The organism is Shewanella sp. MF05960 (genome assembly GCF_050849305.1).
Classification (GTDB): domain Bacteria; phylum Pseudomonadota; class Gammaproteobacteria; order Enterobacterales; family Shewanellaceae; genus Shewanella.
The window spans coordinates 100,252-124,620 of the sequence record NZ_JBOZPS010000014.1 but is presented as its reverse complement, the minus strand read 5'-3'; the positions used below and the strand labels follow the sequence as shown (position 1 = coordinate 124,620).

General features: G+C 39.9%; 23 protein-coding genes. 5 read left to right on the top strand and 18 right to left on the bottom strand.

All coding sequences use genetic code 11. From position 1 onward, the window contains the following. Positions 1-24 precede the first annotated feature (24 nt). The 14 genes from ACROAE_RS14700 to ACROAE_RS14635 form a co-directional block, all read right to left on the bottom strand. Positions 25-711, bottom strand: a complete 687-nt coding sequence (locus ACROAE_RS14700; RefSeq protein ID WP_432403029.1) for a TadE family protein — start codon at positions 709-711, stop codon at positions 25-27. Continuing rightward, positions 711-1,199, bottom strand: coding sequence for a tetratricopeptide repeat protein (locus ACROAE_RS14695; protein WP_432403027.1), 489 nt, complete (start codon positions 1,197-1,199; stop codon positions 711-713). Before ACROAE_RS14695 ends, ACROAE_RS14700 begins: the two co-directional genes overlap by 1 nt. Then, the gene (locus ACROAE_RS14690; protein ID WP_432403025.1) at positions 1,193-1,531 is read right to left on the bottom strand and encodes a DUF192 domain-containing protein; all 339 of its coding nucleotides are present in this window, start codon (positions 1,529-1,531) and stop codon (positions 1,193-1,195) included. The genes ACROAE_RS14695 and ACROAE_RS14690 overlap by 7 nt, the downstream gene beginning before the upstream one ends. A 1-nt stretch (position 1,532) precedes the next feature. Continuing rightward, positions 1,533-2,396: a type II secretion system F family protein gene (locus tag ACROAE_RS14685; RefSeq protein ID WP_432403023.1), complete on the bottom strand. Its 864-nt coding sequence runs from the start codon at positions 2,394-2,396 to the stop codon at positions 1,533-1,535. An 8-nt stretch (positions 2,397-2,404) separates the two neighbouring features. Beyond that, positions 2,405-3,256 carry a type II secretion system F family protein gene (locus ACROAE_RS14680; RefSeq protein WP_432403021.1) on the bottom strand — a complete coding sequence of 284 codons (852 nt, stop codon included), beginning with the start codon at positions 3,254-3,256 and terminating at the stop codon, positions 2,405-2,407. Continuing rightward, complete coding sequence (locus ACROAE_RS14675) at positions 3,253-4,962, bottom strand: ATPase, T2SS/T4P/T4SS family (protein WP_432403019.1); 1,710 nt, start codon at positions 4,960-4,962, stop codon at positions 3,253-3,255. The genes ACROAE_RS14680 and ACROAE_RS14675 overlap by 4 nt, the downstream gene beginning before the upstream one ends. Positions 4,963-4,975: 13 nt before the next feature. Beyond that, positions 4,976-6,286 (bottom strand): type II and III secretion system protein family protein, encoded by a 1,311-nt coding sequence (locus tag ACROAE_RS14670; protein ID WP_432403017.1) that lies wholly within the window; start codon positions 6,284-6,286, stop codon positions 4,976-4,978. Then, complete coding sequence (gene cpaB / locus ACROAE_RS14665) at positions 6,283-7,182, bottom strand: Flp pilus assembly protein CpaB (RefSeq protein WP_124729705.1); 900 nt, start codon at positions 7,180-7,182, stop codon at positions 6,283-6,285. The genes ACROAE_RS14670 and cpaB overlap by 4 nt, the downstream gene beginning before the upstream one ends. Positions 7,183-7,191: 9 nt before the next feature. Next, positions 7,192-7,386, bottom strand: coding sequence for a class III signal peptide-containing protein (locus ACROAE_RS14660; protein ID WP_124729704.1), 195 nt, complete (start codon positions 7,384-7,386; stop codon positions 7,192-7,194). Between the two features lies 1 nt (position 7,387). Further along, the gene (locus ACROAE_RS14655; RefSeq protein ID WP_432403014.1) at positions 7,388-8,059 is read right to left on the bottom strand and encodes a hypothetical protein; all 672 of its coding nucleotides are present in this window, start codon (positions 8,057-8,059) and stop codon (positions 7,388-7,390) included. 3 nt (positions 8,060-8,062) lie between these two features. After that, positions 8,063-8,923: a hypothetical protein gene (locus ACROAE_RS14650; RefSeq protein ID WP_432403012.1), complete on the bottom strand. Its 861-nt coding sequence runs from the start codon at positions 8,921-8,923 to the stop codon at positions 8,063-8,065. Next, positions 8,923-10,311 (bottom strand): hypothetical protein, encoded by a 1,389-nt coding sequence (locus ACROAE_RS14645; RefSeq protein WP_432403010.1) that lies wholly within the window; start codon positions 10,309-10,311, stop codon positions 8,923-8,925. The genes ACROAE_RS14650 and ACROAE_RS14645 overlap by 1 nt, the downstream gene beginning before the upstream one ends. 32 nt (positions 10,312-10,343) lie before the next feature. After that, on the bottom strand, positions 10,344-10,655 hold the full coding sequence (locus ACROAE_RS14640) for a Flp family type IVb pilin (protein ID WP_124729700.1): 312 nt from the start codon (positions 10,653-10,655) through the stop codon (positions 10,344-10,346). A gap of 66 nt (positions 10,656-10,721) precedes the next feature. Continuing rightward, positions 10,722-10,958, bottom strand: a complete 237-nt coding sequence (locus ACROAE_RS14635) for a pilus assembly protein (protein WP_124729699.1) — start codon at positions 10,956-10,958, stop codon at positions 10,722-10,724. A gap of 383 nt (positions 10,959-11,341) precedes the next feature. On the opposite strand from ACROAE_RS14635, the gene ACROAE_RS14630 reads away from it, so the two are divergent. Continuing rightward, a complete protein-coding gene (locus tag ACROAE_RS14630) occupies positions 11,342-12,781 on the top strand; it encodes an OmpA family protein (protein WP_432403008.1) in 1,440 nt (479 codons plus the stop codon). Positions 12,782-12,961: 180 nt separating this feature from the next. On the opposite strand, the gene ACROAE_RS14625 is transcribed toward ACROAE_RS14630, so the two are convergent. Further along, positions 12,962-13,417: a DUF2057 family protein gene (locus ACROAE_RS14625; protein WP_432403006.1), complete on the bottom strand. Its 456-nt coding sequence runs from the start codon at positions 13,415-13,417 to the stop codon at positions 12,962-12,964. A 492-nt stretch (positions 13,418-13,909) separates the two neighbouring features. Between ACROAE_RS14625 and ACROAE_RS14620 the strand changes: the two genes are divergently transcribed. After that, positions 13,910-17,320, top strand: a complete 3,411-nt coding sequence (locus ACROAE_RS14620) for an EAL domain-containing protein (protein WP_432403004.1) — start codon at positions 13,910-13,912, stop codon at positions 17,318-17,320. A 114-nt stretch (positions 17,321-17,434) separates the two neighbouring features. Here the strand turns inward: ACROAE_RS14620 and pyrC are convergent, their stop codons facing one another. Then, the gene (gene pyrC, locus ACROAE_RS14615; RefSeq protein ID WP_432403002.1) at positions 17,435-18,472 is read right to left on the bottom strand and encodes a dihydroorotase; all 1,038 of its coding nucleotides are present in this window, start codon (positions 18,470-18,472) and stop codon (positions 17,435-17,437) included. 504 nt (positions 18,473-18,976) lie between these two features. Here pyrC and ACROAE_RS14610 point away from each other — a divergent pair. From ACROAE_RS14610 to ACROAE_RS14600, 3 genes are all read left to right on the top strand, one after another. After that, positions 18,977-19,258, top strand: a complete 282-nt coding sequence (locus tag ACROAE_RS14610; RefSeq protein ID WP_432403000.1) for a DUF134 domain-containing protein — start codon at positions 18,977-18,979, stop codon at positions 19,256-19,258. A gap of 45 nt (positions 19,259-19,303) precedes the next feature. Then, complete coding sequence (locus tag ACROAE_RS14605; protein ID WP_432402998.1) at positions 19,304-19,735, top strand: transcriptional repressor; 432 nt, start codon at positions 19,304-19,306, stop codon at positions 19,733-19,735. A gap of 68 nt (positions 19,736-19,803) precedes the next feature. Further along, on the top strand, positions 19,804-21,513 hold the full coding sequence (locus ACROAE_RS14600) for an FAD-dependent oxidoreductase (protein WP_432402996.1): 1,710 nt from the start codon (positions 19,804-19,806) through the stop codon (positions 21,511-21,513). A 125-nt stretch (positions 21,514-21,638) separates the two neighbouring features. Here the strand turns inward: ACROAE_RS14600 and lysS are convergent, their stop codons facing one another. Next, a complete protein-coding gene (gene lysS, locus ACROAE_RS14595; protein ID WP_432402994.1) occupies positions 21,639-23,141 on the bottom strand; it encodes a lysine--tRNA ligase in 1,503 nt (500 codons plus the stop codon). Positions 23,142-23,204: 63 nt separating this feature from the next. Next, positions 23,205-24,303, bottom strand: a protein-coding gene (gene prfB, locus ACROAE_RS14590; protein WP_432402992.1) for a peptide chain release factor 2 whose coding sequence is annotated in 2 segments (ribosomal slippage) — positions 23,205-24,227 and positions 24,229-24,303 — 1,098 coding nt in all. Because the reading frame shifts where the segments join, the coding sequence is not laid out codon by codon here. Positions 24,304-24,369 lie beyond the last annotated feature (66 nt).

Below are 24,369 nucleotides of genomic sequence, written 5' to 3'. Positions count from 1 at the left end.
ACGTCAAGTTCATCTTTATGTTAATTACATTCTAAAAGGTGTTTGCATCCGCATTAACCCTTGTGAAACCATCGCTAAATAACTATCTCCTGTGGCTTGTCCAAGTGCATTACACACGAGTTGTTCCGGACCTGGTAAATACCAAACAGACGTTACTATTTCTTCGATAACATAATTAGCAAATGGAACAATGAGCTTTTGACACCATCTGACTTCTATTTGTAATAAATTGGCATCTTGTACATTCAACTTTCTACCTTGTCCTAAATCTTTTAATACAGGATTTCGGTACATTAAATTGTTATTCGGTATTTCATACACATAGCCTTGGGGATATCTCACCCTCACTTTAAACTCATCAAAAGCGGTTCTATCTGGGCTTAAAATAGTAATATCGCTTTGTAATGCTACTGCCACTTTTGATTTTGCAACAGCCTCTAGAGTGTCTGAAATATCAGTCCCATGGGCAAATAAAGGCATCATCCCCTGAGCAAGCCCATTACGAATATCATTAATATTACCATTGTGTAGTGTTCCAGCCCTAACAGCATTAATGGTGGCCGCATTTAGGGTACTTTTAGCTGAGTAAATAAAAGCCCATTGCACAATTAACATCATAGTCACTAAAATGATTGGCATTAAAAAAGGCACAGCGAGACTAAACTCAACCATACTTTGGCCTTTTTGAGCTCTACATGTTTTCAGTTCCATTACAACGCCGCTTGAGTTTGCTGATCCGATTTATTTGGCTCTCTTTGCAATTGATTCAGAGCATCGAGTAACGCTTGAATTTGTTTACCAATAGGAGAGTTTACATCACCATGCTTTGTTGCCGCTGCAAGCGTTTCAGTTGATTGTTTAATACGGACTAAACTAATGTTATAAAATGCTTTTTGATTATCTGGTTGAAATTCTAAATTTTTTGAGTAAGCCGCTATTGCAGCATCGTGACGCCCCGTTCGAGTGTAAATATTACCCAACCTAAACCAGGCTGGAGCATAGTTAGGCACGCTAGCTAAGACCTCAAAGTACAAACTCTCAGCCTGGTCTAACATAGCCATTTTATAAGCACGTTCAGCATTGGCTTGCAGCTGCATGATTTGTTGATTACCTTCTTGTTGCTTAGTATCCGGTTTACTGGCGCAACCAGCTAATCCCATGCACAAAACAGCTGTAAGTAATAATAGATGTCTTACCATGACAGTAAATCTCCGATTGAAATATTGTTATATTCTGCACTTCCAGATGCTAACTCGAGTACTTTTTTAGAGCGAAAACAACTGGTCATTCTAATCGGTTTAACCGATTTTTTAATTTTGACAACTTTGTTATTTTTATCTAAAAAAATCACATCGATATCAAACTTCATCCCTAAGGTATGAACTGAATTACAAGGTGCAATCAACAGGCCTTGTTGCATTGTTAAACTGCTTTGCCCTAAAAGACCTTTCAATCTACTCAAGGTTTTGTTTGCATAGAAAACATTATCTATGCTGCTACCTTTGTCGCTTTTAATACTTATTAAGTTCATTTTATAGCTCGTACATGAATTTCATCGCAATAGGGAAAGCCAAAATCATAAATGTTACTGGGAAAATAAATATAACCAAAGGAAAGACTAATTTAACAGGTGCTTCAAGCGCTTTTTTCTCTGCACGCTGAAAACGTTCTACACGACGCTGATCTGACTGGATCCTCAATGTTTGCCCTAAGCTCGCGCCCGTTTTTTCTGCCTGAGCGAGCGCACTTACAAGGCTATTAACTTCGGTGATTTGCACTCGGTCAGCCATATTTCTGAAAGATTGCGCCCTTGACATCCCCGCTCGCATGTCTCGAATCACCTTTTCTAATTCAATACGCAATGGGCCTGCGGGCCCACGGTCGACAGCTTGAGACAATGCTCCTGTCATATTTAAGCCAGCTTCAATTGCCATGGTTAAGTAATCTAAATACACAGGAAGCGATTTGACGATTTGACCTTGTCGTTTTTTACGTAAATCATTTAGGGTTAATACGGGCAAAAAATAACCAAAAACGGCAGCAAAAATCAGATAGTTAGTTTCTAGATTATCTAATAGCAAACCACAAAATATCGTTAACCCAAGCGAAAATAATGTACTTAAAACCCTGATAGCAAAATATTGCTCTGCGGTCATGATGTAAGACAAACCTGATATTTGAAGCTTTTTTGAGATCCGTTCCAGGTAATCTACACTTAAATTTTCACTAATATAAAAAGCAACGATTCTAACAAAAGGCCAGATAAGCTTTAACCCTGGAGATAACGGGTCCATAAATTCACGATTATCTTTTGGTACTTTTCGATAAATACGAATACAACTAACAACTAAGAAGATGAATGCGATTGTGTAGCATGTGACAATTAAATTAACCATGATATTCCCTATACATCAATTGAGACTATTTTACGGATTGACATATACCCGGCAAATAACATGATAGTAATAAGTGCAATTAATGCCCATCCCATTGGCTCCGTAAGAATTCGGCCCATTGAAGAGGGTTCCATATGATATAGCACTACACCAATAAAGACTGGCAATAAGGTCATCACAACGCCTTGCATTTTACCTTGAGAGGTTAAGGCATCAATTTTACCTTCCATCTCAATTTTTTTGCGTAAAGTCTGTGATAATCTATGAAGCACCTCAGCTAAATTCCCTCCAACCTCTCTGGATATTTGCATGCCTGCGGTAACAAGCTGAAATTCATCTTCAGGAATTCTCACTAGCATATTATCTAATGCTTTGTTGAATTCGACACCAAGCCTTTGCTCACGCAAAAATAACTGAAACTCTTGTTTAGTTGGCGATTCCATTTCTTCAGCCATAAATTCAATTGCACTGGTTACGTTAGCACCAGACTGCATAGATGTAGCTACCATATTGAGCGCGTCAGGTAATTGGTGAACAAATTTTCTACGACGCCTTTTATGTAAAAATTTGTAAATAAACCGGGGGACAAGAGCAAGAGAAATACTGAGTAGAATACCCAACACCCAAGTGCCCATAAAAACTCTAAATAAAATAGGTAACGAAATCAGAGTGATCATATTTATGATAAAGAGTTGTTTTGGCTCGATAAACAAAAACATTTCGGTCAAATTTAATTTAGCAGAAGTCGTAAACGTTTGATGGTAATTCAACGCAAACTTTTCCGATAAATGCTTTAAAGACCACACCAATAGCGCAACAGATATAGATGCTAAAAGGGCTGCAAATAAAATTATTGTCATTTACGGCCTCCATTATCAAAAATATCTAATTTAATTTTTACGCCCCGCTTTTGTAACTGCTCATAAAACTCAGGAACGGTACCAGTTGCAGTATAAAAGCCTTCAATTTTGCCTTCTGCATTAAATCCAGTTTGTTGAAATTTAAATATTTCAGACAACTGTACAACACTGCCTTCTAATCCTGTCAGTTCGCAAATACTAGTCACTCTTCTTGAACCATCAGAAAAACGAGATTGTTGCACAATAATATTCACTGCTGAGGCTATTTGCTCACGTATCGCCAAGATAGGTAAGTTCATCCCGGCCATCATTACCATCACCTCTAAACGTGACACGCAGTCTCTGGGAGAATTTGAGTGAGCAGTGGTAAGCGAACCATCATGTCCTGTATTCATAGCCTGAAGCATGTCGAGAGCTTCACCACCTCGACATTCACCAATAACCACTCGGTCAGGACGCATTCGTAAACAATTTTTGACTAAATCACGAATTTCAACAGCACCTTTACCTTCTTGGTTTGGCGGTCTGGCTTCTAGTGAGACTAAATTAGGTTGATACAATTGAAGTTCTGCGGCGTCTTCGACTGTTACAATCCGCTCATTGTCTGGAATAAAATTCGATAACACATTTAATAATGTTGTTTTACCAGAACCTGTACCACCGGAAATCACAATATTTCTTTTTTGCTTAACAGCCATTTCTAAAAATGATGCCATCGCAGCATTCATTGAATCAAACTTAACTAAGTCATCACAGCTCAAACGTCGCTGCATGAACTTACGAATGGTGATACATGGCCCTTTTAATGCTAATGGTGGAATGACGGCATTAACCCTAGAACCGTCTTTTAATCTTGCATCCACCATTGGCGAACTTTCATCTATTCTTCGGCCTATTGGTGTAACAATTCTTTCAATGGCACCTAAAACAGCTTGATCATCAGAAAAGGCAATATCGGATAAAAACAAGTTACCGGCTTTTTCATAAAATATTTGGTCATGGCTATTAACCATAATTTCAGTAACATCTGGATCGGCAATAAGGCTTTCCAATGGTCCTAAACCAATGGTTTCGTCTAACACTTCTTTAATAAGTGAGCTAACTTCGATTTCAGCCGGAATAGTCATTGAATCGATGATTTGTTCAATCAATTTGGAGCTTTGAAACCTTAATTCATCGTCACTCATTTCATTGACGTTTACGCGTCTTAAATCCATTAGCTTTAATAGCTCTCTATGAACCTTACGACGACATTCGTTTCTGACTTTGATTTTTTGAAGTAATTCCGCCGAAGCAATAGAGGCTATATTTTGTTTTTCTTGCGCTTGAATATCTGTAGATTCAATATTTACACCGCTATCAATTTCCGTATCTAAAACCTTGCTTTCGTTCTCTTCAGATGTGTTACTGCGGTCGGAAGACTGTACCCGAAGAATATAATCACCAATCTGTATTTTGTCATTTAACGTTAATGGACCAAATTGAGCCTGCTTTTCATCATTAACTTTTGTTCCTGTGCGACTTTGATTATCTGTTACAAATATCCCGTCATCATTTTGATATAATGTCGCATGATGCTTAGAGACTTTAAAGCCTCGGAGTTGAATAAGTTGTTGAGTCTCTTTTCCTACATGACATTCCGAATGAATACACTGAAACTCACCCACTTTAGTGCCTTTAGTTGTGTTAACAATTACGCTAAACATCTGTAAATCCTTTTTAATCTAAGATATAAAACGCTTCAAGTTTAGGAGACTCATCAATGAGCTCTAACCCTCGGGCTAATTGTGCGTCATGACTTTCTTCGCCTGGATACACAATCGTCGGGGTAACAAAAATAACCAGCTCACTTTTCTTTTCTCTAAAGTCTCTAGATTTGAACAATTCACCTAAAATAGGAATGTCACCTAAAAAGGGAAATTTACTGACCGATTTTGACATCTCACTATTGACTAGACCTGAAATAACGATAGTTTCATTATTTTTGACATTAATGACAGATTCAGTTTTACGCGTTAACAATCCTGGGATGTCACCGATGGAAACAGAGGGATCAATTGAGCTAACCTCTGCCATTACTCGACTAACAATATTTTGATTTTCATCAACAACCGGTTCTATATCTAGCTTAATACCGTACTCTTTAAACTCAACATCTACTGCGCCAAGCCCACTCACACTCTGTATTGGAAATTCTCCTCCCGCTAAAAACGAAGCAGTTTCACCACTGCGAGTCGTAAGATTCGGCTCTGCAAGCATTCTAGCATCACCTTTTTGAGCCAATAACTGAATTTGAGAGCTTATACCCGTCACTACACCAAAATAACTCCATCCACGGTTATCGAGTACACCAATACTGTCTGTCACTGCACTTGATATTTGGTCAACAAACTGACCTGAAGATGCAACACTAAAAATGGGGTTGGCGGTAAAAGCTTTTGCAGCACCGTATGCCGGACCAGCCATAACTGAATCCCACTTAATACCAATGTTATTTAGTGTCGATTTATTAAATTCAACTATCTTGACCTGCATTCTAACCATCGGTGCAATAGCTTTTGCATATTTTGTGTACTGAACTAATGACACAATATTAGGACTAGCCTCAAATATTTTCTCTAATTGTTCTTTTTGGATTAAGTCTGCCTCACCTTGAACAATGATCAAACCATCATTTTCTGTCACTTGTAATGCAGGAAAAGCGGCTAACATTCTCTTAATTGTCGCTGACGTTTTGAGTGAGTTGTCTGGGGTGACGGTCACGCTCAACTTGATGACATGACCCGTTTTTTGCCATATTTGCAAATCGGTTTCACCTGCAGATTCACCTATGATAATAAGACCATTATTATCAATAACCTTTGTACTAATTACACTACCGTTACCAACCACTATTCGCTCAATGTTTTTGGCTTTATACAGCTCTACTGCACCTACATATAATTTAAATGGAGTATTGTTGTGAGCTAAAGCTACCGATGATGTAAAAATACAAATAAAAAAAACAAAAATTATATTTAATGATTTCATAGTGATAAATTATTCTTATATTGATTTAACTGCTCAAGCATTTCTTTAGGAAGCGGATAACTTTGGGTCGTTGTTTTTATGCCACTGCCGCCGATAATCATTTCGACATTGTTTTCGGCAGTTTGGTTATTAACAACATTAAATATTTGGCTTTCTTTTAAAGAAACAAACTCTAAAGGCGCTACCTCTTCTTGATTACGTAGTAAGGTTACAAATTTGCCTTTGTTTCTAGCTAAAGAAACTCTCGCAGCATCTTCTACCGATAACGCCAGTGTTACAGTATTGTAAGCATTCGGATTGTCATAAATAGTCTCAACTAACTCAGGATTAATATCTAAACTTCTGCGCCCGGCTGCTAGCACTACGACATTTTCAATTAACAATTGTAATGTTTCAGTTTCTTGTTCATCTTTTTCATCTTTAAAAGCTAACAATAAGTCGATGTGATCAGCAGGCACTAACATGCCCGCGGTCGAGTTAATTTCATCTATATTGATTGTGATTGCACGCTCACCATCTTTAAGTAAATCAGAGAATTGTTTTGCGTGCATACCAGGTAAATATGTCGATATAAGCGGTCTTCCCGCACTCATAGGTGCCAATAACATCTGCCCGATGACTAAATCGAACTGTGAGGGATGAACAGCGTCTAAAGGTAAAATATCTGCTCGGACTGTTCTTACCGACATATTATCTTGTGATACTACATCACCTTTTCGTAATTCTTGGGTTGCAACAACTACGTCCGCCATTACGATATTATCACTCGAAAGCTCATCTCTAATTTGCTGTTCTTTAGTGATAAAATAATTCTTGGTTGCCCAAGCTGAAACACCGCCTAGCACAATAGCTATAATCAGTAATATCCAGTTGAAATCTATAGATTTAAATCGCATTTACTATCCCTAGTTGTAATCTGGTAATGTTGACATTGATTTATTGTATGCAAATGCGCTATACCATTCTTTTAATGATTCTGCACAAGTATTGATTACACTCTTATCATTTTCTAATGGTGTAAATAATGCAGCGACTAATGCTGCACATACGATTAAATATTCAACACTCGATTGTCCTTTATTATATGTATATCCTGTCATTTCATATTCCATCCATGACTTGGTTGAACACTATATTTACATTCTCACTTTTTTTGTTAAAACTGATATCAACCGTATTAGCTCCATTACTCATCATCAAAACCGCTTTTCCTGAATTAACATCTAGAATGCCAGTATTTTCGCTCCAACCAAGTCGTTGGAAATATCTTCGATAATAATGATAATTTTCTGAAATGCTCCTTTTGTTTTGTAAAATGACTGTTCTACCGTTTTTAAATAAATCTTTCGACTTAATATCAGAAATTATATTCGAGTTAAGTGGTGATGGAAATTGATCAGCGCTAATATTATTGGAACTTGCTTCAATATTTTGTGTTATGCCAACTAAAACAGTCACACCATCATATTCTTTCTTAATTCGAGCTGTCAGTAAAAAAGGCTCTTGCAGGCTATTAATGACATAATCACTGCCTAATTTTTGCTCATCAAACTTATCGCTTTTACTCTTCCATTGCTTTTTAAAAAATGCTGCGGTTAACATTTGGCTCGCATTATCTTTGACAATCCAAGTTTTAGTTGGATATCCATACATTTTAATGTCTTCGGCAACTATCTCTACAACCGCATCTTCTGGAAACTCGATATCAGGCCATTCAACACTGAAGCATATAGAAGGTATACATAATAGAAGGAGAATGAATAACTTGTTCATAATTTAACCACCACAGTTTTCAGTACCATAACGACATAACCTATTTTCCGGTAATATCTCTGGAGCAACATGACCAAATTTTAAAGAATTAGTCCTAAGCTCTTTACCAAATGGAATAAAGCCGCCAATTCTTTGAACTAGACGTACAAGACCATTATCTAACACCGTCGTTAACACCAACTTTTTGACTCTTTTCTCAGCATGATCAATTCCACCCGCATTCCACCCAGAAGCCATTAATGCACTGTTGCCTTTAAAACTTAGATTTAATTGATCAAAAGGCTCTAAATAGTGATTTTGTAATTTAATGCTAACGTCTGTTTCGTAATATGGCGTTCTGTCTAAATTTAATCCTGTAAAAGATAATAATCCAACCGCATAATCTATCGTACTCCCTATACTTCCTGGTGTTTTACCACTTCGCTCTGTTCGTTCAAATCGAGAAAACTCACCGTCAGTAATGTTCTCATCCGTTAAGGATAATAAATTGTCATTTGATGAGTTTCGTGTAGTTTGAGATTTGAGTAATGGGTGAATGTTCTCGTCCCAATCCCATTCATTTCGATTTTCACTACTAATTAAGAGTCCATTTTTTTGATAAAATCGCCAAGGAATACGCATTGCAATATCATTTTCTGGCATAATTGCCGAATGATGAGAGCTATTATTTGGCAACAAACTAGGACGACTATTCTTCCACACTGTTCGTTCCCAAGAAGTATACTGTGCAGCCTCTGATACTCGATGCTGTACCTCTGTCATTTTAGACATGTAAGGCAGTAGAATTAATAAAGGAATAATGACAAAAGTAAGTGCAATTGCGCCTTCAACCAATGCTTGTCCTTTCTGTTCAACAGCACCCATTAGAGCAACCTCGTTAATGCTAAGGCCATCGTTCGCTCTAAATTCGTGGTGTCTGTTAATCGAGCTTGCCAAAATGGATTATATAAATTTCCATATTCATGCTTACCATCTGCTCGAGACCATAAATCAGTTGGTCTAGAGTAATAGGCCTGTGATGCAGATATAGAATTTAATCTATCACCTAACATTTTTTCTGCTGTTGCTGGGTCTATATTTTTTCCCGCTAAATCAACAGAGCTTGTTGTCCTTGCATCTTTCTGTTCTTTTGAAACAACAACGACGATATTATCTGTATGATTCTTTTTAACTGCTGAATTTGATAAACCATAAAAAGGTTGGACACCACTATAAACTCCTGATGTCTGCTGATTATTCGCTGCGTATTTTGACGCTGTTTTATTTACAGCTCGACTTTGCCCCCAAAGGGATTGACTTCCTAGCCGAGTTATATCTGCTCTGTCATCTGAACGAGTAGCCCCCCAGCCTAAAGGAGTTTCTTTATAACCACGCCAACCACACCCAGACCAACCACAACTCCATTTTGATAAGTCAAAACTTAGCGTATCCATTGATGTCCAAGATTCCGCCTCATTTTGATTAGAAATAAGTTCACTACCACCGGCTTTCTCTGTTTTCCACCTTCGTTTCATAGGCCAGAAAGTAAAAGTCCAAGGAAAATTCAATTTATATCTACGGGTTGTACTAAAGGGATCTCTTGATTTCAAAATTACAGTTTTAAAGTCAATAAACTGCGTATTACTTCTGTTTTGAAGATTTCGATTGTGTTCCTTTTGAAAGGTAAACCAAACATTGTGTATATTTTCGATAAGCTGAGGGTTTTGCGCAAAACTTAATTCAGCTTTCTCATCGTTTGCATGCACGATTTTAGTTGCTGTAATAAATGAAGCGCTTGCACTTGCAAAATGAATTGCATTTTGAGAGAAACGAAGAATACCTAATATTGTATTTTCAGCAGTAATCATTATTTCTGTAAATGGTTGTACTACTTGATTTGCATAACCAACACTGCTTCTTATAGCACCAATAACCTGCCCAAGATAAGGAACCCAACAAAGAACATCACATGCATTTTCAGAAAAGCGTTCTGCCATATTAAACCATGAAGACAACCCAACCATTTGGGCTACCGCAACTTGATTGGCAACAGAAGCTCTATTTGTGTACGCTTTAAAATTAAAATCTCTCACTGCGATGGTTGCTATACTATAAGCTGCGTTATCAGCTGTATGCTGTAGTTTTGTTGACTTTATATTTAATTGAGCAGTGTTATAGCTGTACAACACTGTCATTGCAGCAAAAGACATTAATATCAAAGAAAGGACTAAAGATTGACCTTTTTGCTTTAAAAATCCTGTATTACTTTCCATTCGTTAGTTCATCCATGAGTTGTGATAAGGCGTTAATCTACAACCGTTCCGCCACCAGTACTTCCACCGCCTGAAGTACTTCCTCCCGCAGCCGAATTTGCACCTTCATTATAATTACCTAAATTATACTTTTTATTAGCGGTGGTACTGGCAGCTCCTGCGGCGGTTTGTGCTGCAGTAATTTGTGAACTCGAATCTTGTCCTGACATTTCGGCCGAAAGACCAGCAACTTGATTACGAATGGTTTGTCCAAAAAAACTGTATACACCAATCGCCGAAACAGCAATTAATGCCACAATAATGATGTACTCGGTCATACCTTGACCTAATTGACTTTTTTTCATATCAGGATCCTTTTGATAATAAGGTAACCTACCTAATTGAATATAATTAAGTAGGTTAATAGTTAATTATTTAGCACTTTTGTTTGCAGCTTCATCATAATTGCCTAAATTATACTTTTTAGCCGCTACTGTAGTTGCAGTAACCGCAGAAGCCTTAGCTGCACCAATTTGAGCAGTAGACTCCTGACCTGACATTTCAGCCGATAAACCTGCAACTTGGTTACGGATTGTTTGGCCAAAAAAGCTGTATACACCGATCGCTGAAACAGCAATTAGCGCTACAATAATTATGTATTCGGTCATACCTTGACCTTTTTGCTTCAATTTGTTCACCCTCGAACCTCCAATGTTAAAGTTATTCAATGTTAAAGTTATTCATTTACTGAAAGTTTAATTACAGTTCTTAAATTATTTCACATAAAAAAAACAAATCAATTATCACCAAGTATTACCGCAGAACAACAATACATACTTTGTAATGTACTATTGTGTGATTTCACTTTTCCTAGGATAGTGCACAGTAATACAATTTAATGTAATCAAGATAGTAACTTAATGAATATAATCGGTTAATTCTGATAATAAATTTTCTATATTTTATATCATTTTTTTGAACACGAACATTTAATGCGGTATTTTGTAGTTATTATTTTATTCACAACCCACATACACAACAGGGAGTTAAAATGTTAAAACCCGCACTTATATCATTAGCCGTCATCATGGCGATGATGCCAGCAATGAATGCGTTTTCTGCGACAACACAAGAATTATTTTCTGAGCCCAAAGAGGTAAAAGATACAAAGAGTGAACTTAGACACTTCACACCGGTGCAATTGATCACGGCAATCGACGATCAAAATATTCAATCGAAAGAAGTGAAAGGCAAACTGACTAGAACCAACTATGAGCTACCGCCATCTTATACCTCTGCTCATTTAATCAATAACTACAAAAAACAGCTTAACGCGCTCAATGCTGAGATTATTTTTGAATGTGAGCAAGCCACTTGCGGTCATGAACGTAAACTATCTTCATTTATATCGCCTTTGACAAATATTTCCAGTAGTTCTCCATCACTAATAACAGCACATATTACCCTGCCTAAAAAACAAGTTTACATATCGATATATGCGGCTGGCTGGCAGAATGCGACCAATGTAGAATTGGATATTATAGAAATCATCGATGAACCATTAGATTTGGTGACGACAAATCAAGATTATTTATCTCAGGCTGTGAGTGAAATAACGGTTAAAGACAATAGCGATAAAGATACTAAAAGCTCAGTTGATCACCCGATGCTAAGCAGAGTCCCAGGAGCTTACATACAGGAATATATCACTCATGGCTTTAACCAAACCTTAGTACTTGCTGGAGATAACTACAAAACGTTGGAACTGGAAGGGAAAGTTACCGATATTGTATACATATTGCCACGTACTTACTCAGAATTTGAGATTGATGCAAACTATCATAACGCATTAACCAAACTTGGTTTTACTGAAGTTTATACCTGTTTAGGGAAAGCATGCGGAGACGAAGATACATTAGAAACTAAGATAGCATTACATTCAGCAATTGGTCGCGAAGAAAACCAATTTTATAGACTCTATAAGCTAGAAAGAGCTGAAGGTGACGTTTACGCTATGGTATACGTCATTGGGTTTTCAGGGCGATTATCTGCTGAAATCCGAATCATTGAAGAAACCACATTAAATAATAATCGAGTCGGAATTGATTTGCAGGGCTTAACCGACGAGATTGCTAAAAGCGGCCATGTGGCACTAGACGGTTTACTGTTTAAGTATGATAGCGATGAACTACTGCCTGAGGCTTATCCGATTGTAGAAGTGGTCGCTCAATACCTTCAAACGCACCCTAAACAGCTTTTTTATGTGGTAGGACATTCAGACGACCAAGGTTCGCAAGCGTATAACCAAACCTTGTCAGAAAAACGTGCTACAGCAATTAAAACCCGTTTGATTAAACAGTTCTCTATTTCTGCACAGCAAGTGGAAGCCAAAGGGGTTGGTGAGTACTCGCCTATTGCCAATAACCTTGATGAAGCGGGCCAGAAACAAAACCGCCGGGTTGAACTGGTCATTCGTTCAGACAGTAAGTAATCATTCACAACATGAGCTATTTGGTGAGTCATTGGTTATACCATTTACGCTTATGATGCAAAAACAAAAGGTAGCCTAGGCTACCTTTTTATTTCTATTCCTATTTTAGGGCCTGGGCTTTTAGTGGGAGTAATGGCCATGTGGAAGCACAATAAACTTATTGCGGAGTTAACAATACCCCTACTTAAGCATCAGTTGAGTCAATAATTGTGCTTGAGTGAGTAGCTCAACGTTATCATGATGCTGCCCGTTTACCGTTAATTTAACTTGTGGATTATCTAAAAACTCGCGTGCATCTTCGGCGCTGTAAATTGTCGGAGTGATGATTTCGTAGCGCTGGTTTTTAGCCACATTTAACGTGAGATAAAGTGGCTTTGAGCGAACCCAGTAACCTGAGTCATCCGCATTGTCTTGAAACAAATCACGGTAATTTATCTCTACCAACTGTTGGCCGCGCTTAAGGCCGATGGTGCTGTCAAAGCTTACATTTTCGCCGTTAACGGTTTCTACAATGAGCGAATCTGGCACGGTTAAACTTGATGCCTGTACCTGAAATCCAAATAGTAAACTCAAGCTGATAATAGCGGGGGTGACGATAGACTTAATTGCGCTCGTCTTGGTTGATAATAATTTCATGGGGTTGTCCTTTTAATGTATTGCTTGGCCATCAAGCAAGTTGTATTGATTTAAAAGACCCCAGCGTTAGCGATTTTCTTACAGATTTTATCGCTAGTTTTGCTTGTTGATTGTGAGTATTACGTTTATCTCACTGTATTAATTATTTAAACCGCCATAGAAATAATATCAAAATAAAATACCTATGCGTTATTTCACATTAATTAAAACAATATCCGCCATTGTTTAGCCATCTATAATGTTGCATGCTAGCGTGTAGATTAACGACAAAGAATGCTGCCTTTATATCGATAAATTTAATGTCTGATTTTATGTTAAAAATCAATTTACGACTAAACTCAATAGATAGTGTTAAATGTGCAAACAGCGATGTCGCCAATATGATGATAAAGGGCAACATATTGATACGATAACGATAACCCTGTTTGATCGCCCAAGTATTGGCGATGTAAAGCGTAATGGATGACACTCCCTTTTACTTGCGGGGTATAAATGGATAGTTTTTTTAGCTTATTGAATAACGCAGTCTTATTGCTAGCACTCGTCGTGATCTTCGACGCGGTTAGATTACAAAACATTGCTTCCATCCGCTACAAGTCAATATTAAGCGGTATTTTTATTGGCATCATCGCCATAAGCGTTATGAGTAATCCTTGGGAGCTGCGCCCAGGGGTGTTTTTTGATGCACGCTGGATACTACTCAGTTTAAGCGGTTTATTTTTTGGTTTTATTCCTACATTTGTCGCAGTATTGCTCGCTACAAGCTTCAGAGTTTACCTGGGTGGTGATGGCGTTTACATTGGTAGTTTGATCATTTTCACCAGCGCGCTAGTGGGGTTAAGTTGGCGATATTGGTTAAAAAAATCCCACAATCACCTTAACTGGAAAAATATTCTCGCGATGAGCTTCATCGTTGAACTTGTGGTGATTGCTTGTTTGCTATTGATGCCCATTGACGATAGATACAAGATTCTTTCGACCATTAGCCTAACATTGCTTTCGGTCTTTACCGCTCTCTCATTTTTATTAGGGTTGTTGCTTAAACATCGCATTGACAGCAAAAAACTCGCACAAGAGTTATTGCGCCATCAACAGTTACTCGAAACCGAAAAAAACCTCCTGCAAAATATTATTGATGGCATACCCGATCTCATTTTTTATAAATCGACTGACGGTAAATATTTAGGCTGTAATAAAGCCTTTGCCAACGAAATGACCCTGACATTAGATCAAATCAAGGGCCGCACCGACCATGAATTTTTTAGCGCGCAACAAGCCAACAAGTTTATTCACGATGACACTCAAGCATTAACACAAAGAGCGACCATGGTTTGCGAAGACAAGATTGTCGCAGCCAATGGTATTGAACACATTTACCGCACTCAAAAGACACCATTTACCAATGTCGATGGTGATATTTTAGGGATTGTTGGAGTAAGCCAGGATGTAGCAGAAAAAAGACATATCGAAGAGCAACTACAGCGCAGTGAGTCCACTTACCATAATATTATTAGCACCGCCCAAGATGGTTTTGTTATTGCGTCACTAGACGGCAGCATTATTGAAGTGAATCAAAGCTTTGCCAATATGACGGGTTACACTACAGATGAGTTAATTAGCCTGTCAGTTAATCAAATTGAAACCGATGATAAACGCCAATTTTCAACGCATAACCTTGACCGCGCAAAACGCGATCAGCGTTTTAATTACACGTCATTACACAAACATAAACAAGGTCACCTTTACCATGTAGAAGTAACGGTCAGTTATTGGGACGGTGATAACGGCATGTTTTTTTGCTTTGTTAAAGATATTTCAGAGCGCATTGAGGCAGAAAAGAAACTCTTACTCAGTGAATCGAAGTTTAGACATATCTTTGAACGGATCCCTGCAATATCGGTTCAAGGATATAACAAAAATCGTGAGGTGATTTTCTGGAATCAAGCCAGTGAAAACCTTTACGGCTACAGCAAAGAACAAGCTCTGGGAAGTAAGCTTGAAGACCTTATTATTCCTGCGCCGTATCGCCAACATGTTATCGACAATGTAAATGCCTGGATAAACGAGGGCTTACCCATTCCGGCAGAAGAGTTAGTACTCATGCGATCTGACGGCAGTAATGTGCAGGTGTATTCGTCTCATGCATTAATTAACAACACAGAAAATGAAATTGAAATGTACTGTCTCGACATCGATTTAAGTGCCCAGAAAAAAGCTGAAGCTCAAGCATTAACATTGTCACAAGCTATTGAGCAAAGTCCAATATCGATGGTGTTAACCGATACCAATAGCAAAATAGAATACGTAAACAGCGCTTTTGAAAAAATATCAGGATATTGTGCCGACGAAGTGATTGGTCAACAAACCAGTATCTTAAAGTCGGGGTTAACCCCAAGATCACAGTACAAAGAGTTATGGGAGGTTATTGTTACTGGAAAATCGTGGCAAGGCGAACTGCAAAATAGAAAGAAAAACGGGGAGATATTTTGGGAACAAGCTCATATTGCTCCAATTTTTGATATTAATGGTGTAATAAAACATTATTTAGCATTAAAACAAGATGTTACACATTATAAACAGCAAGAAGAAAAAATCCTTCATCAAGCGCATTACGATAGTTTAACTGGATTGCCTAATCGTTTACTGTCACTTGATAGGCTGGCACAAATGATTAAAGAAGCTCACCGAGCGAAAAAACAAGTGGCAATACTCTTTTTAGATTTAGACGACTTTAAAAAAGTGAATGATACTTTAGGGCACTCTGTTGGCGACGATCTCTTGGTGTTAGCCGCAACTCGGCTGCAAGACACGATCCGAGAAAACGATGTAGTGGGCCGTTTAGGCGGTGATGAATTTATCATTATTTTAAATAACATTAATGATCAGCTTGATGTTGAAGTGACAGCCAATAAGTTACTGCAACAATTTGACACGCCTTTTAAGCTTGAAAATCGTGAACTGGTATCAACGATTAGTATTGGTATTGCGCTTTACCCTAATGACAGCTTGGACGCTAAAGAGTTACTGAGGCAAGCCGACTCTGCGATGTATCATTCTAAAGATCTGGGCCGCAATACTTATACCTTTTTTACTCAACAAATGAATCAGGACATGCATCGCCGACTAAGGGTAGAAGAGCAACTTCGTGGCGCCTTAAAAAACCATGAGCTGTCGGTACACTTCCAACCCTTAGTGGAGATTAAAACCCGTAAAATCATTGGTGCTGAAGCGTTACTACGCTGGCATAACCCAGAGCTTGGCCATGTCACTCCCGATGAGTTTATTCCTATCGCGGAGCAAACAGGGTTAATTGTCCCTATTGGCCAATACGTTTTAGAAACCGCTTTTTCTGCGGCTTATCATTGGCAAACTTACTTTAATCGCCAATTTAAAATTGCCATTAATGTGTCACCAAAGCAATTTAGAGAACACAAATTTGTCTATTTGCTTAAAGCCTTATTAGCCCAATATGACATTCAACCTAATAGCGTTGAGTTAGAGATCACCGAAGGGGTATTACTCAGTGGTGATCAGATTATTGATAATAATTTATCTGCCATAAGCGATATTGGTGTCAGTATCTCTATGGATGATTTTGGTACAGGCTACTCATCATTAAGTTATTTACGCAGCTACCCATTTGATACATTAAAAGTGGATAAGAGCTTTATTAATGACATTACCGTCGATCCAGGTGATTTAGAATTGGTGGGCGCGGCAATCGCAATGGGCCATGGACTTAATTTATGTGTGGTGGCTGAAGGCATTGAAACTGAGGAGCAATATCAATTACTCAATGCATTGAAATGCGATTATGGTCAGGGCTATTTATTCAGTAAGCCTTTACCGCAAGCTGAATTTGAAGCTCTACTCGAAACACAAGCAAGTATGCAATCCCTTTAAACTCTGTTTTGACGGCGATGCTAAACACAATAATATTGCCATAAAAAATGCCCGTGCTATTAAATGGATGACCATTAATACCACAGGCATTTTTATTTGCTTACTGCCAGATAGCTAAGCGTTTTTCACTTTCCAATTCACAGTTTGGCCAGCAAAAAATGGCACAATAGGGTTACCGTTTGGCAAAATAATTTCTTCAGGTACTGTCCACTCTTGTTTCACTAATGTCACAGTACCTGTGTTGCGCGGTAAACCATAAAAGTCTGCGCCATGGAAACTGGCAAAGCCTTCGAGTTTATCGAGTGCATTCAAGTTATCAAACACTTGAGCATATAACTCTAACGCGCTCCAGGCACTGTAACAGCCAGCACACCCACACGCGGACTCTTTACGGTGTTTTTCATGCGGGGCAGAATCTGTGCCTAAAAAGAACTTACTTGAACCAGTCGCCACAACAGCTTGCAGTGCTTGTTGGTGGATATTGCGCTTTAATACTGGCAAACAAAAGTTATGTGGACGCACACCGCCGACTAATAAATCATTACGATTTAGCAATAAATGCTGCGGTGTAATGGTGGCGGCTACATTAGCTGATGCGCCCGCAACAAACTCGGCAGCTTCTTTGGTGGTGATATGTTCAAACACCACTTTAAGCTGAGGAATGGCTTCAACAATGCGTGATAAATAGCGGTCAATAAACAGCTTTTCGCGATCAAAAATATCGATATGTGACTCGGTCACTTCACCGTGCACTAACAACAACATACCTTGCTCTGCCATCACCTCAAATATTGGAAATAGCGCATCTAAGGCTTTTACCGCTGTATCAGAGTTAGTGGTCGCGCCTGCAGGGTATAACTTAGCTGCAACCACACCAGCAGCTTTAGCGTCGATAATATCTTGGGCGCTGGTGTTGTTGGTTAAAAATAGCGTCATCAGCGGCTCAAAGTCACAGCCTTGTGGGCGCGCAGCTAAAATGCGTTCACGATAAGCCACAATCATGTCGGCATTAGTCACTGGCGGCACTAAGTTGGGCATTACAATCGCACGTTTAAATAATCTTGCTGTAGCGGGTACGGTTTCACGCAGCATGTCGCCATCACGAAAATGAAGGTGCCAATCGTCTGGCGTCGTTAGGGTTATTTGCGTCATGTGAGTTCCTTTGGGCTACAGCATTAAATGCGGCTATTGTGCCTTAAACTAACTATTTTTAATAGGTTAGCCACGGTGTGATTCACCGAATAGTGAATCTGGAATCGCTAACAAAACCGAATAATAACCATCGTCAACATAGCGGCTTAGCACACAATAAACGGCAGTAACATCTCTATAATCCCAGCTCAATTCACTAAAGCTCAGCACAATGAAGTATTGTCGTATTATTGCTAGAACATGTGTCATTGCTTTAGGCTATTGAGCCAAGTATCGCAGCACCAAACCTTGCTGGGCATTGAGCCATTCTACAGATAAAATACCCGCGTAGGATTACGCTTACGAGTGTTGCGGTACCCTTTAAGTATGGCGGCAATATCGTATATAGACAAAATATGCCCTAGTTCAAAGTTCTGCTTGTGTATCGCTAATCGATACTCAACAACGCTTGCAAGTCTTCATCAAACCCAGTATAAATAGCATATGCCAATAACGAGGTGCATTATGGCGAGACCCAAAATACCCAGAACAATATGCGGCCAAGCTGCCAATATTTGTTTCAAGCCTAATGGTATTCCAATGACACAGTTGGAACAGGTACCTCTGGCTGAGGATGAAATGGAAGCATTACGCTTAGTTGATTTGCTCGGTATGCAGCAGCAAGAGGCGGCTAAATCAATGGCAGTCTCTCGCCAAACACTGGCCAATTTAGTGAAAGCAGCAAGGTTCAAGGTGGTTGATAGTTTAATTAATGGTAAAGCATTGATGACAAAAAACATCAGCTAAATCAGCAGCAAAGTAAACACGGTTCGGCGTGAATAGGTAGGGCTAATGCAAGCAGTATTAAAAGACTCGGGCCTCAAAGTAACCAGCCAAAGATGTAAACTACTCGAATTTATCAACCAGGTTGATGAGCAGCATTTAACCGTTGAAAGCATCTTTCAAGGCATTAATGCACAAGGCGAGAGCATTGGACTCACCAGTGTTTATCGGATGATGTCTGATTTTGAGCAAGCAGGACTTGTGACTCGTCGTTTGCTTGAATCTGAAAAAACGATTTACGAGCTCAGCAATAAACCACGCCATGATCATTTAATTTGCCTCACTTGCGGCAAGGTCATTGATTTTGTCGACCCGTTAATTGAACTGCGTTTAAGCTTAGCGGCTGAGCATCATGGTATGAGCATTCATCACCACAGCCTCAATATGTATGGCCAGTGTTTTGAATGTCAAAAAGCACATTTAAACGAATCGATTACCTAGAACCTATTCCGTAAACCTATTGCACATCTACAAATAGGTTTAATGACTTAACTTTATTGGAGATAAGCATGACTAAGATTGTCATAATTGGTGGTGTTGCCGGCGGCGCATCGGCAGCCGCAAGAGCAAGACGAGTATCTGAAACTGCTGAAATCATTATGTTAGAAAGAGGCGAGTTTGTGTCGTTTGCCAATTGCGGCCTGCCTTACCATATTAGTGGCGAGATAGAATCAAGAGATGCGTTATTACTGCAAACACCCGAAAGCTTTAAATCACGTTTTAATGTTGAGGTGCGAGTATTAAACGAAGTGATCGCGATCGATCGCCAGGCTAAACAACTGACCATACGCAATCTTGTAAACAATGAAACCTACCTAGAATCTTATGATAAATTATTACTAAGCCCTGGCGCTTCACCGATTAAACCGCCACTACCAGGCATTGATAGCCACTTTGTGCATAGCCTGCGTAATATTCCCGATATGGATAAGGTTCTCGCCACCTTAATGTTACACAAGCCAAAACATGCCACGGTTGTGGGTGGTGGATTTATTGGTTTAGAAATGGTCGAAGCGTTGCGTCATTTAGGCTTAGAGGTCAGTTTGCTTGAGCTTGCCGACCAGGTTATGGGGCCTGTTGACCTTGAAATGGCCAATATGCTGCACCAAAAACTGGTTGATAATGATGTTGATTTACGTTTAAAAACCGGATTGGCCGCCGTAACTGAATGCCCTATTCCACTAGCAGACGCAGACAACACAGATGATTACGATAAACCTGCATCGCCACACTTTCATTTGCAATTAACGCTGAGTGATAACACAACATTAGCCACAGATTTAGTGATTTTGGCGATTGGTGTTAAACCAGAAACAAGTTTGGCAACGGCATGCGGCCTTTCATTGGGTAAGCTTGGCGGTATTGAGGTTGATGATGAAATGCGCACCTCAGATGCTGATATTTATGCCGTAGGCGATGCCATAGAAACTGCTGATTTTGTCACTGGAAACCCAACATTAATCCCACTTGCTGGCCCCGCTAACCGACAAGGGCGTTTGGCGGCCGATAACATGTTAGGTGGTAATATAAAATATCGCGCCACTCAAGGCACTGCGATTTGTAAGCTATTTGATATGGCCATTGCATCTACCGGTCTCAATGAAAAAAGCTTACGTAAACAAGCCATTCCATTTGAGAAAATTTATGTGCATACCGCCAGCCACGCAAGTTATTACCCAGGCGCGCATCCTATTACGCTAAAGTTATTATTTAGCCCAGACAGTGGCGCTATTTTAGGCGCTCAAGCGGCAGGACTTGATGGTGTCGATAAGCGGATTGACGTATTAGCGGTGGCACAACGTGCTGGCATGACGGTATACGACCTGGCCGACCTTGAGCTCACCTACGCACCACCATTTGGCTCGGCGCGCGATGTGGTAAACCAGGCGGGTATGGTGGCCGCTAACGTATTATTAGGTGATGAGCAGATTTGCCACTCGCACGATATAAGCGCAGTTAACGCCGGGCAAGTCATTGTCGATGTGCGCAACCCAGGCGAGCTTACCACTGCGGGCGCCATTGACGGCGCGATTAATATGCCACTACCACAGCTGCGTGACCGACTCAACGAGCTCCCTAAAGACAAAGAGTTACTGGTATTATGCCAGGTTGGTTTACGTGGACATGTTGCTTATCGCATGCTCACTCAACACGGCTTTAAGGTGCGTAACCTCACTGGCGGTTACAAAACCTTCCAAATGGTCAACGCCCGTTTTTAATTAAAGGGTTAGAGAGATTCACTAAAACAAAAAACCAGCCCGCAGGCTGGTTTTGTTTTTTTAATCGGCGATAAACTCAATTCATCAACGATTAGCGCTAACTCAACGAAGAGCCAACAAGGCAATTACGCTTGTGGGCGCATCGCTGGGAATAAAATCACGTCACGGATAGTATGAGTGTTAGTGAATAACATCACTAAACGGTCGATACCAATACCCTGGCCTGCTGTTGGCGGTAAGCCGTGCTCAAGTGCAGTAATGTAATCTGCATCGTAGAACATCGCTTCGTCATCGCCCGCATCTTTGGCATCAACCTGCGCTTTAAAGCGGTTGTCTTGATCTTCTGCATCGTTAAGCTCGCTAAAGCCGTTAGCCACTTCACGGCCACCGATAAAGAACTCAAAACGGTCGGTAATGAAATCATTGTTGTCGTTACGACGTGCTAGAGGCGAAATATCAGCTGGGTAACCGGTAATGAACGTAGGTTGCATTAACTTAGGTTCTGCTGTTTCACCAAAGATTTCTTCTAGTAGCTGACCACAAGTCCAGAATTTTTCTAACTTGATGCCCAGGCTCTTGGCTAAATCACGCATAAACTCTACGTCTTTAACTTGCTCGTAGGTCATTGCCTGAATTGTCGCGTTGTCTGGATTGTACTTTTGAATCGCTTCTAACATGCTTAAACGAGCATAAGCGCCACCAAACTCAACGGTCTCTTCACCATAAGGCATGCTAGTGCTGCCCAATAATTCTTGAGCAATTGAGCCTAGCATTTCTTCGGTTAAGTCCATCAAGTCTTTGTAATCAGCATAAGCCATATAGAATTCCATCATGGTGAATTCTGGGTTATGACGTGGCGACAAACCTTCGTTACGGAAGTTACGGTTAATTTCGAACACACGCTCAAAACCACCTACAACTAAACGCTTAAGGTATAGCTCTGGCGCGATACGTAAGTACATTGCCATGTCTAATGCGTTGTGATGCGTGACAAATGGACGTGCAGATGCACCACCAGGAATAACGTGCATCATTGGGGTTTCAACTTCCATGAACTCTTTTTTGACCATAAAGTTACGGATGGCAGCAACCACTTTAGAGCGCATGATAAAGGCATTACGTGAGTCTTCGTTAACGATCAAATCAACGTAACGCTGACGATAACGCGTTTCTTGGTCGGTTAAACCGTGGAATTTTTCAGGCAATGGACGCAGCGCTTTAGTCAGCAACTGATACTCTTCCATGTTGACGTACAAGTCGCCTTTGCCAGATAAGTGCAGCTGACCTTTAACACCAATGATGTCACCGATATCTAAACCTTGATAACGTTCTTTTAAGTCGCCTTGTACTGGCTTGCCAGCATACGCTTGAATACGACCAGACACGTCTTGAATCACTAAAAATGGACCACGCTTAGCCATAATACGACCAGCAATGCTGGTTTGAAAACCTAACGTTTCAAGGTCTTCTTTAGTTTGTTCACCATATTGCGCCTGTAATTCAGCCGCTTTATGGCTACGTTGCCATGTATTAGGATGAGCATTTGCAGGGCAGCTAGTACGGATGTGATCGAGTTTAGCGCGACGCTCTGCAATCAGTTTGTTTTCATCTTGTACGTGTTCGGTCATGTTATATTCTCGCGTTTGCTCGCCACACTTTGATACATGGCGAAAAAAGTTAATTTGATTAAACTAAAGTCCTGATTTTAGGCTGGCTTCAATAAACTTATCTAAATCACCATCCAACACAGATTGAGTATTGCGGTTCTCAACCCCTGTACGTAAATCTTTAATTCGTGCATCGTCTAATACGTATGAACGGATTTGACTGCCCCAGCCGATGTCTGATTTAGCATCTTCAGCAGCTTGTTTGTCGGCATTTTGTTTATGCATTTCTAACTCGTACAACTTCGCTTTTAATTGCTTATAGGCTGAGTCACGGTTTTTGTGTTGCGAACGATCGTTTTGACATTGCACAACGGTATTGGTTGGCAAGTGAGTAATACGTACCGCAGAATCCGTTTTGTTAACGTGCTGACCACCCGCACCAGAGGCTCGGTAAGTATCAATACGCAGTTCAGATGGATTAATCTCGATTTCAATGTCATCGTCAATTTCTGGGTAAACAAACACCGAGCAGAAAGACGTATGACGCTTGCCAGATGAGTCAAATGGCGACTTACGCACTAAACGATGCACGCCCGTTTCGGTGCGCATCCAACCAAAAGCATATTCGCCGTTAAATTTAATGGTTGCGCCTTTAATACCCGCAACATCACCGTCGGTGACTTCCATTAATTCTGGACTGTAGCCGTGGGCTTCGCCCCAACGCAAATACATGCGTAATACCATGTTGGCCCAATCTTGCGCCTCAGTACCGCCCGAACCAGATTGAATATCCAGGTAACAATTCGATGCGTCACTTTTACCCGAAAACATCCGGCGGAATTCTAAGTCAGCCAAACGGGTGTCTAAAATGTTAAGTTCAGCCGCGGCATCGTTAAACGTCTCTTCGTCATCTTCTTCGATGGCTAATTCAAGCAATCCTTCGATGTCTTCAAGACCTGCGTCCATATCATTAATGGTTTTAACAACCGCTTCTAATGCCGCGCGCTCTTTACCCAGTGCTTGCGCACGTTCAGGTACGTTCCACACTTCTGAACTTTCCAGTTCACGACTGACTTCTTCTAAACGCTCACTTTTAGCAGCGTAGTCAAAGATACCCCCGAAGTAACTCAGTACGTTCAGCGAGCTCTTTGATTTTGAATTTTACCGGATTAACTTCAAACATGAATATTCAACTTAAATTAGCAGTTAACAAAAGGTGCAACGGCGCATTTTACCCCATGACACGCGC

What these genes read in the sequence shown, in the direction of transcription:
- ACROAE_RS14700 (WP_432403029.1), bottom strand. Translation starts at nt 711, where the DNA reads ATGGAACTGAAAACATGTAGAGCTCAAAAAGGCCAAAGTATGGTTGAG.
- ACROAE_RS14695 (WP_432403027.1), bottom strand. Translation starts at nt 1,199, where the DNA reads ATGGTAAGACATCTATTATTACTTACAGCTGTTTTGTGCATGGGATTA.
- ACROAE_RS14690 (WP_432403025.1), bottom strand. Translation starts at nt 1,531, where the DNA reads ATGAACTTAATAAGTATTAAAAGCGACAAAGGTAGCAGCATAGATAAT.
- ACROAE_RS14685 (WP_432403023.1), bottom strand. Translation starts at nt 2,396, where the DNA reads ATGGTTAATTTAATTGTCACATGCTACACAATCGCATTCATCTTCTTA.
- ACROAE_RS14680 (WP_432403021.1), bottom strand. Translation starts at nt 3,256, where the DNA reads ATGACAATAATTTTATTTGCAGCCCTTTTAGCATCTATATCTGTTGCG.
- ACROAE_RS14675 (WP_432403019.1), bottom strand. Translation starts at nt 4,962, where the DNA reads ATGTTTAGCGTAATTGTTAACACAACTAAAGGCACTAAAGTGGGTGAG.
- ACROAE_RS14670 (WP_432403017.1), bottom strand. Translation starts at nt 6,286, where the DNA reads ATGAAATCATTAAATATAATTTTTGTTTTTTTTATTTGTATTTTTACA.
- cpaB (WP_124729705.1), bottom strand. Translation starts at nt 7,182, where the DNA reads ATGCGATTTAAATCTATAGATTTCAACTGGATATTACTGATTATAGCT.
- ACROAE_RS14660 (WP_124729704.1), bottom strand. Translation starts at nt 7,386, where the DNA reads ATGACAGGATATACATATAATAAAGGACAATCGAGTGTTGAATATTTA.
- ACROAE_RS14655 (WP_432403014.1), bottom strand. Translation starts at nt 8,059, where the DNA reads ATGAACAAGTTATTCATTCTCCTTCTATTATGTATACCTTCTATATGC.
- ACROAE_RS14650 (WP_432403012.1), bottom strand. Translation starts at nt 8,923, where the DNA reads ATGGGTGCTGTTGAACAGAAAGGACAAGCATTGGTTGAAGGCGCAATT.
- ACROAE_RS14645 (WP_432403010.1), bottom strand. Translation starts at nt 10,311, where the DNA reads ATGGAAAGTAATACAGGATTTTTAAAGCAAAAAGGTCAATCTTTAGTC.
- ACROAE_RS14640 (WP_124729700.1), bottom strand. Translation starts at nt 10,655, where the DNA reads ATGAAAAAAAGTCAATTAGGTCAAGGTATGACCGAGTACATCATTATT.
- ACROAE_RS14635 (WP_124729699.1), bottom strand. Translation starts at nt 10,958, where the DNA reads ATGACCGAATACATAATTATTGTAGCGCTAATTGCTGTTTCAGCGATC.
- ACROAE_RS14630 (WP_432403008.1), top strand. Translation starts at nt 11,342, where the DNA reads ATGTTAAAACCCGCACTTATATCATTAGCCGTCATCATGGCGATGATG.
- ACROAE_RS14625 (WP_432403006.1), bottom strand. Translation starts at nt 13,417, where the DNA reads ATGAAATTATTATCAACCAAGACGAGCGCAATTAAGTCTATCGTCACC.
- ACROAE_RS14620 (WP_432403004.1), top strand. Translation starts at nt 13,910, where the DNA reads ATGGATAGTTTTTTTAGCTTATTGAATAACGCAGTCTTATTGCTAGCA.
- pyrC (WP_432403002.1), bottom strand. Translation starts at nt 18,472, where the DNA reads ATGACGCAAATAACCCTAACGACGCCAGACGATTGGCACCTTCATTTT.
- ACROAE_RS14610 (WP_432403000.1), top strand. Translation starts at nt 18,977, where the DNA reads ATGGCGAGACCCAAAATACCCAGAACAATATGCGGCCAAGCTGCCAAT.
- ACROAE_RS14605 (WP_432402998.1), top strand. Translation starts at nt 19,304, where the DNA reads ATGCAAGCAGTATTAAAAGACTCGGGCCTCAAAGTAACCAGCCAAAGA.
- ACROAE_RS14600 (WP_432402996.1), top strand. Translation starts at nt 19,804, where the DNA reads ATGACTAAGATTGTCATAATTGGTGGTGTTGCCGGCGGCGCATCGGCA.
- lysS (WP_432402994.1), bottom strand. Translation starts at nt 23,141, where the DNA reads ATGACCGAACACGTACAAGATGAAAACAAACTGATTGCAGAGCGTCGC.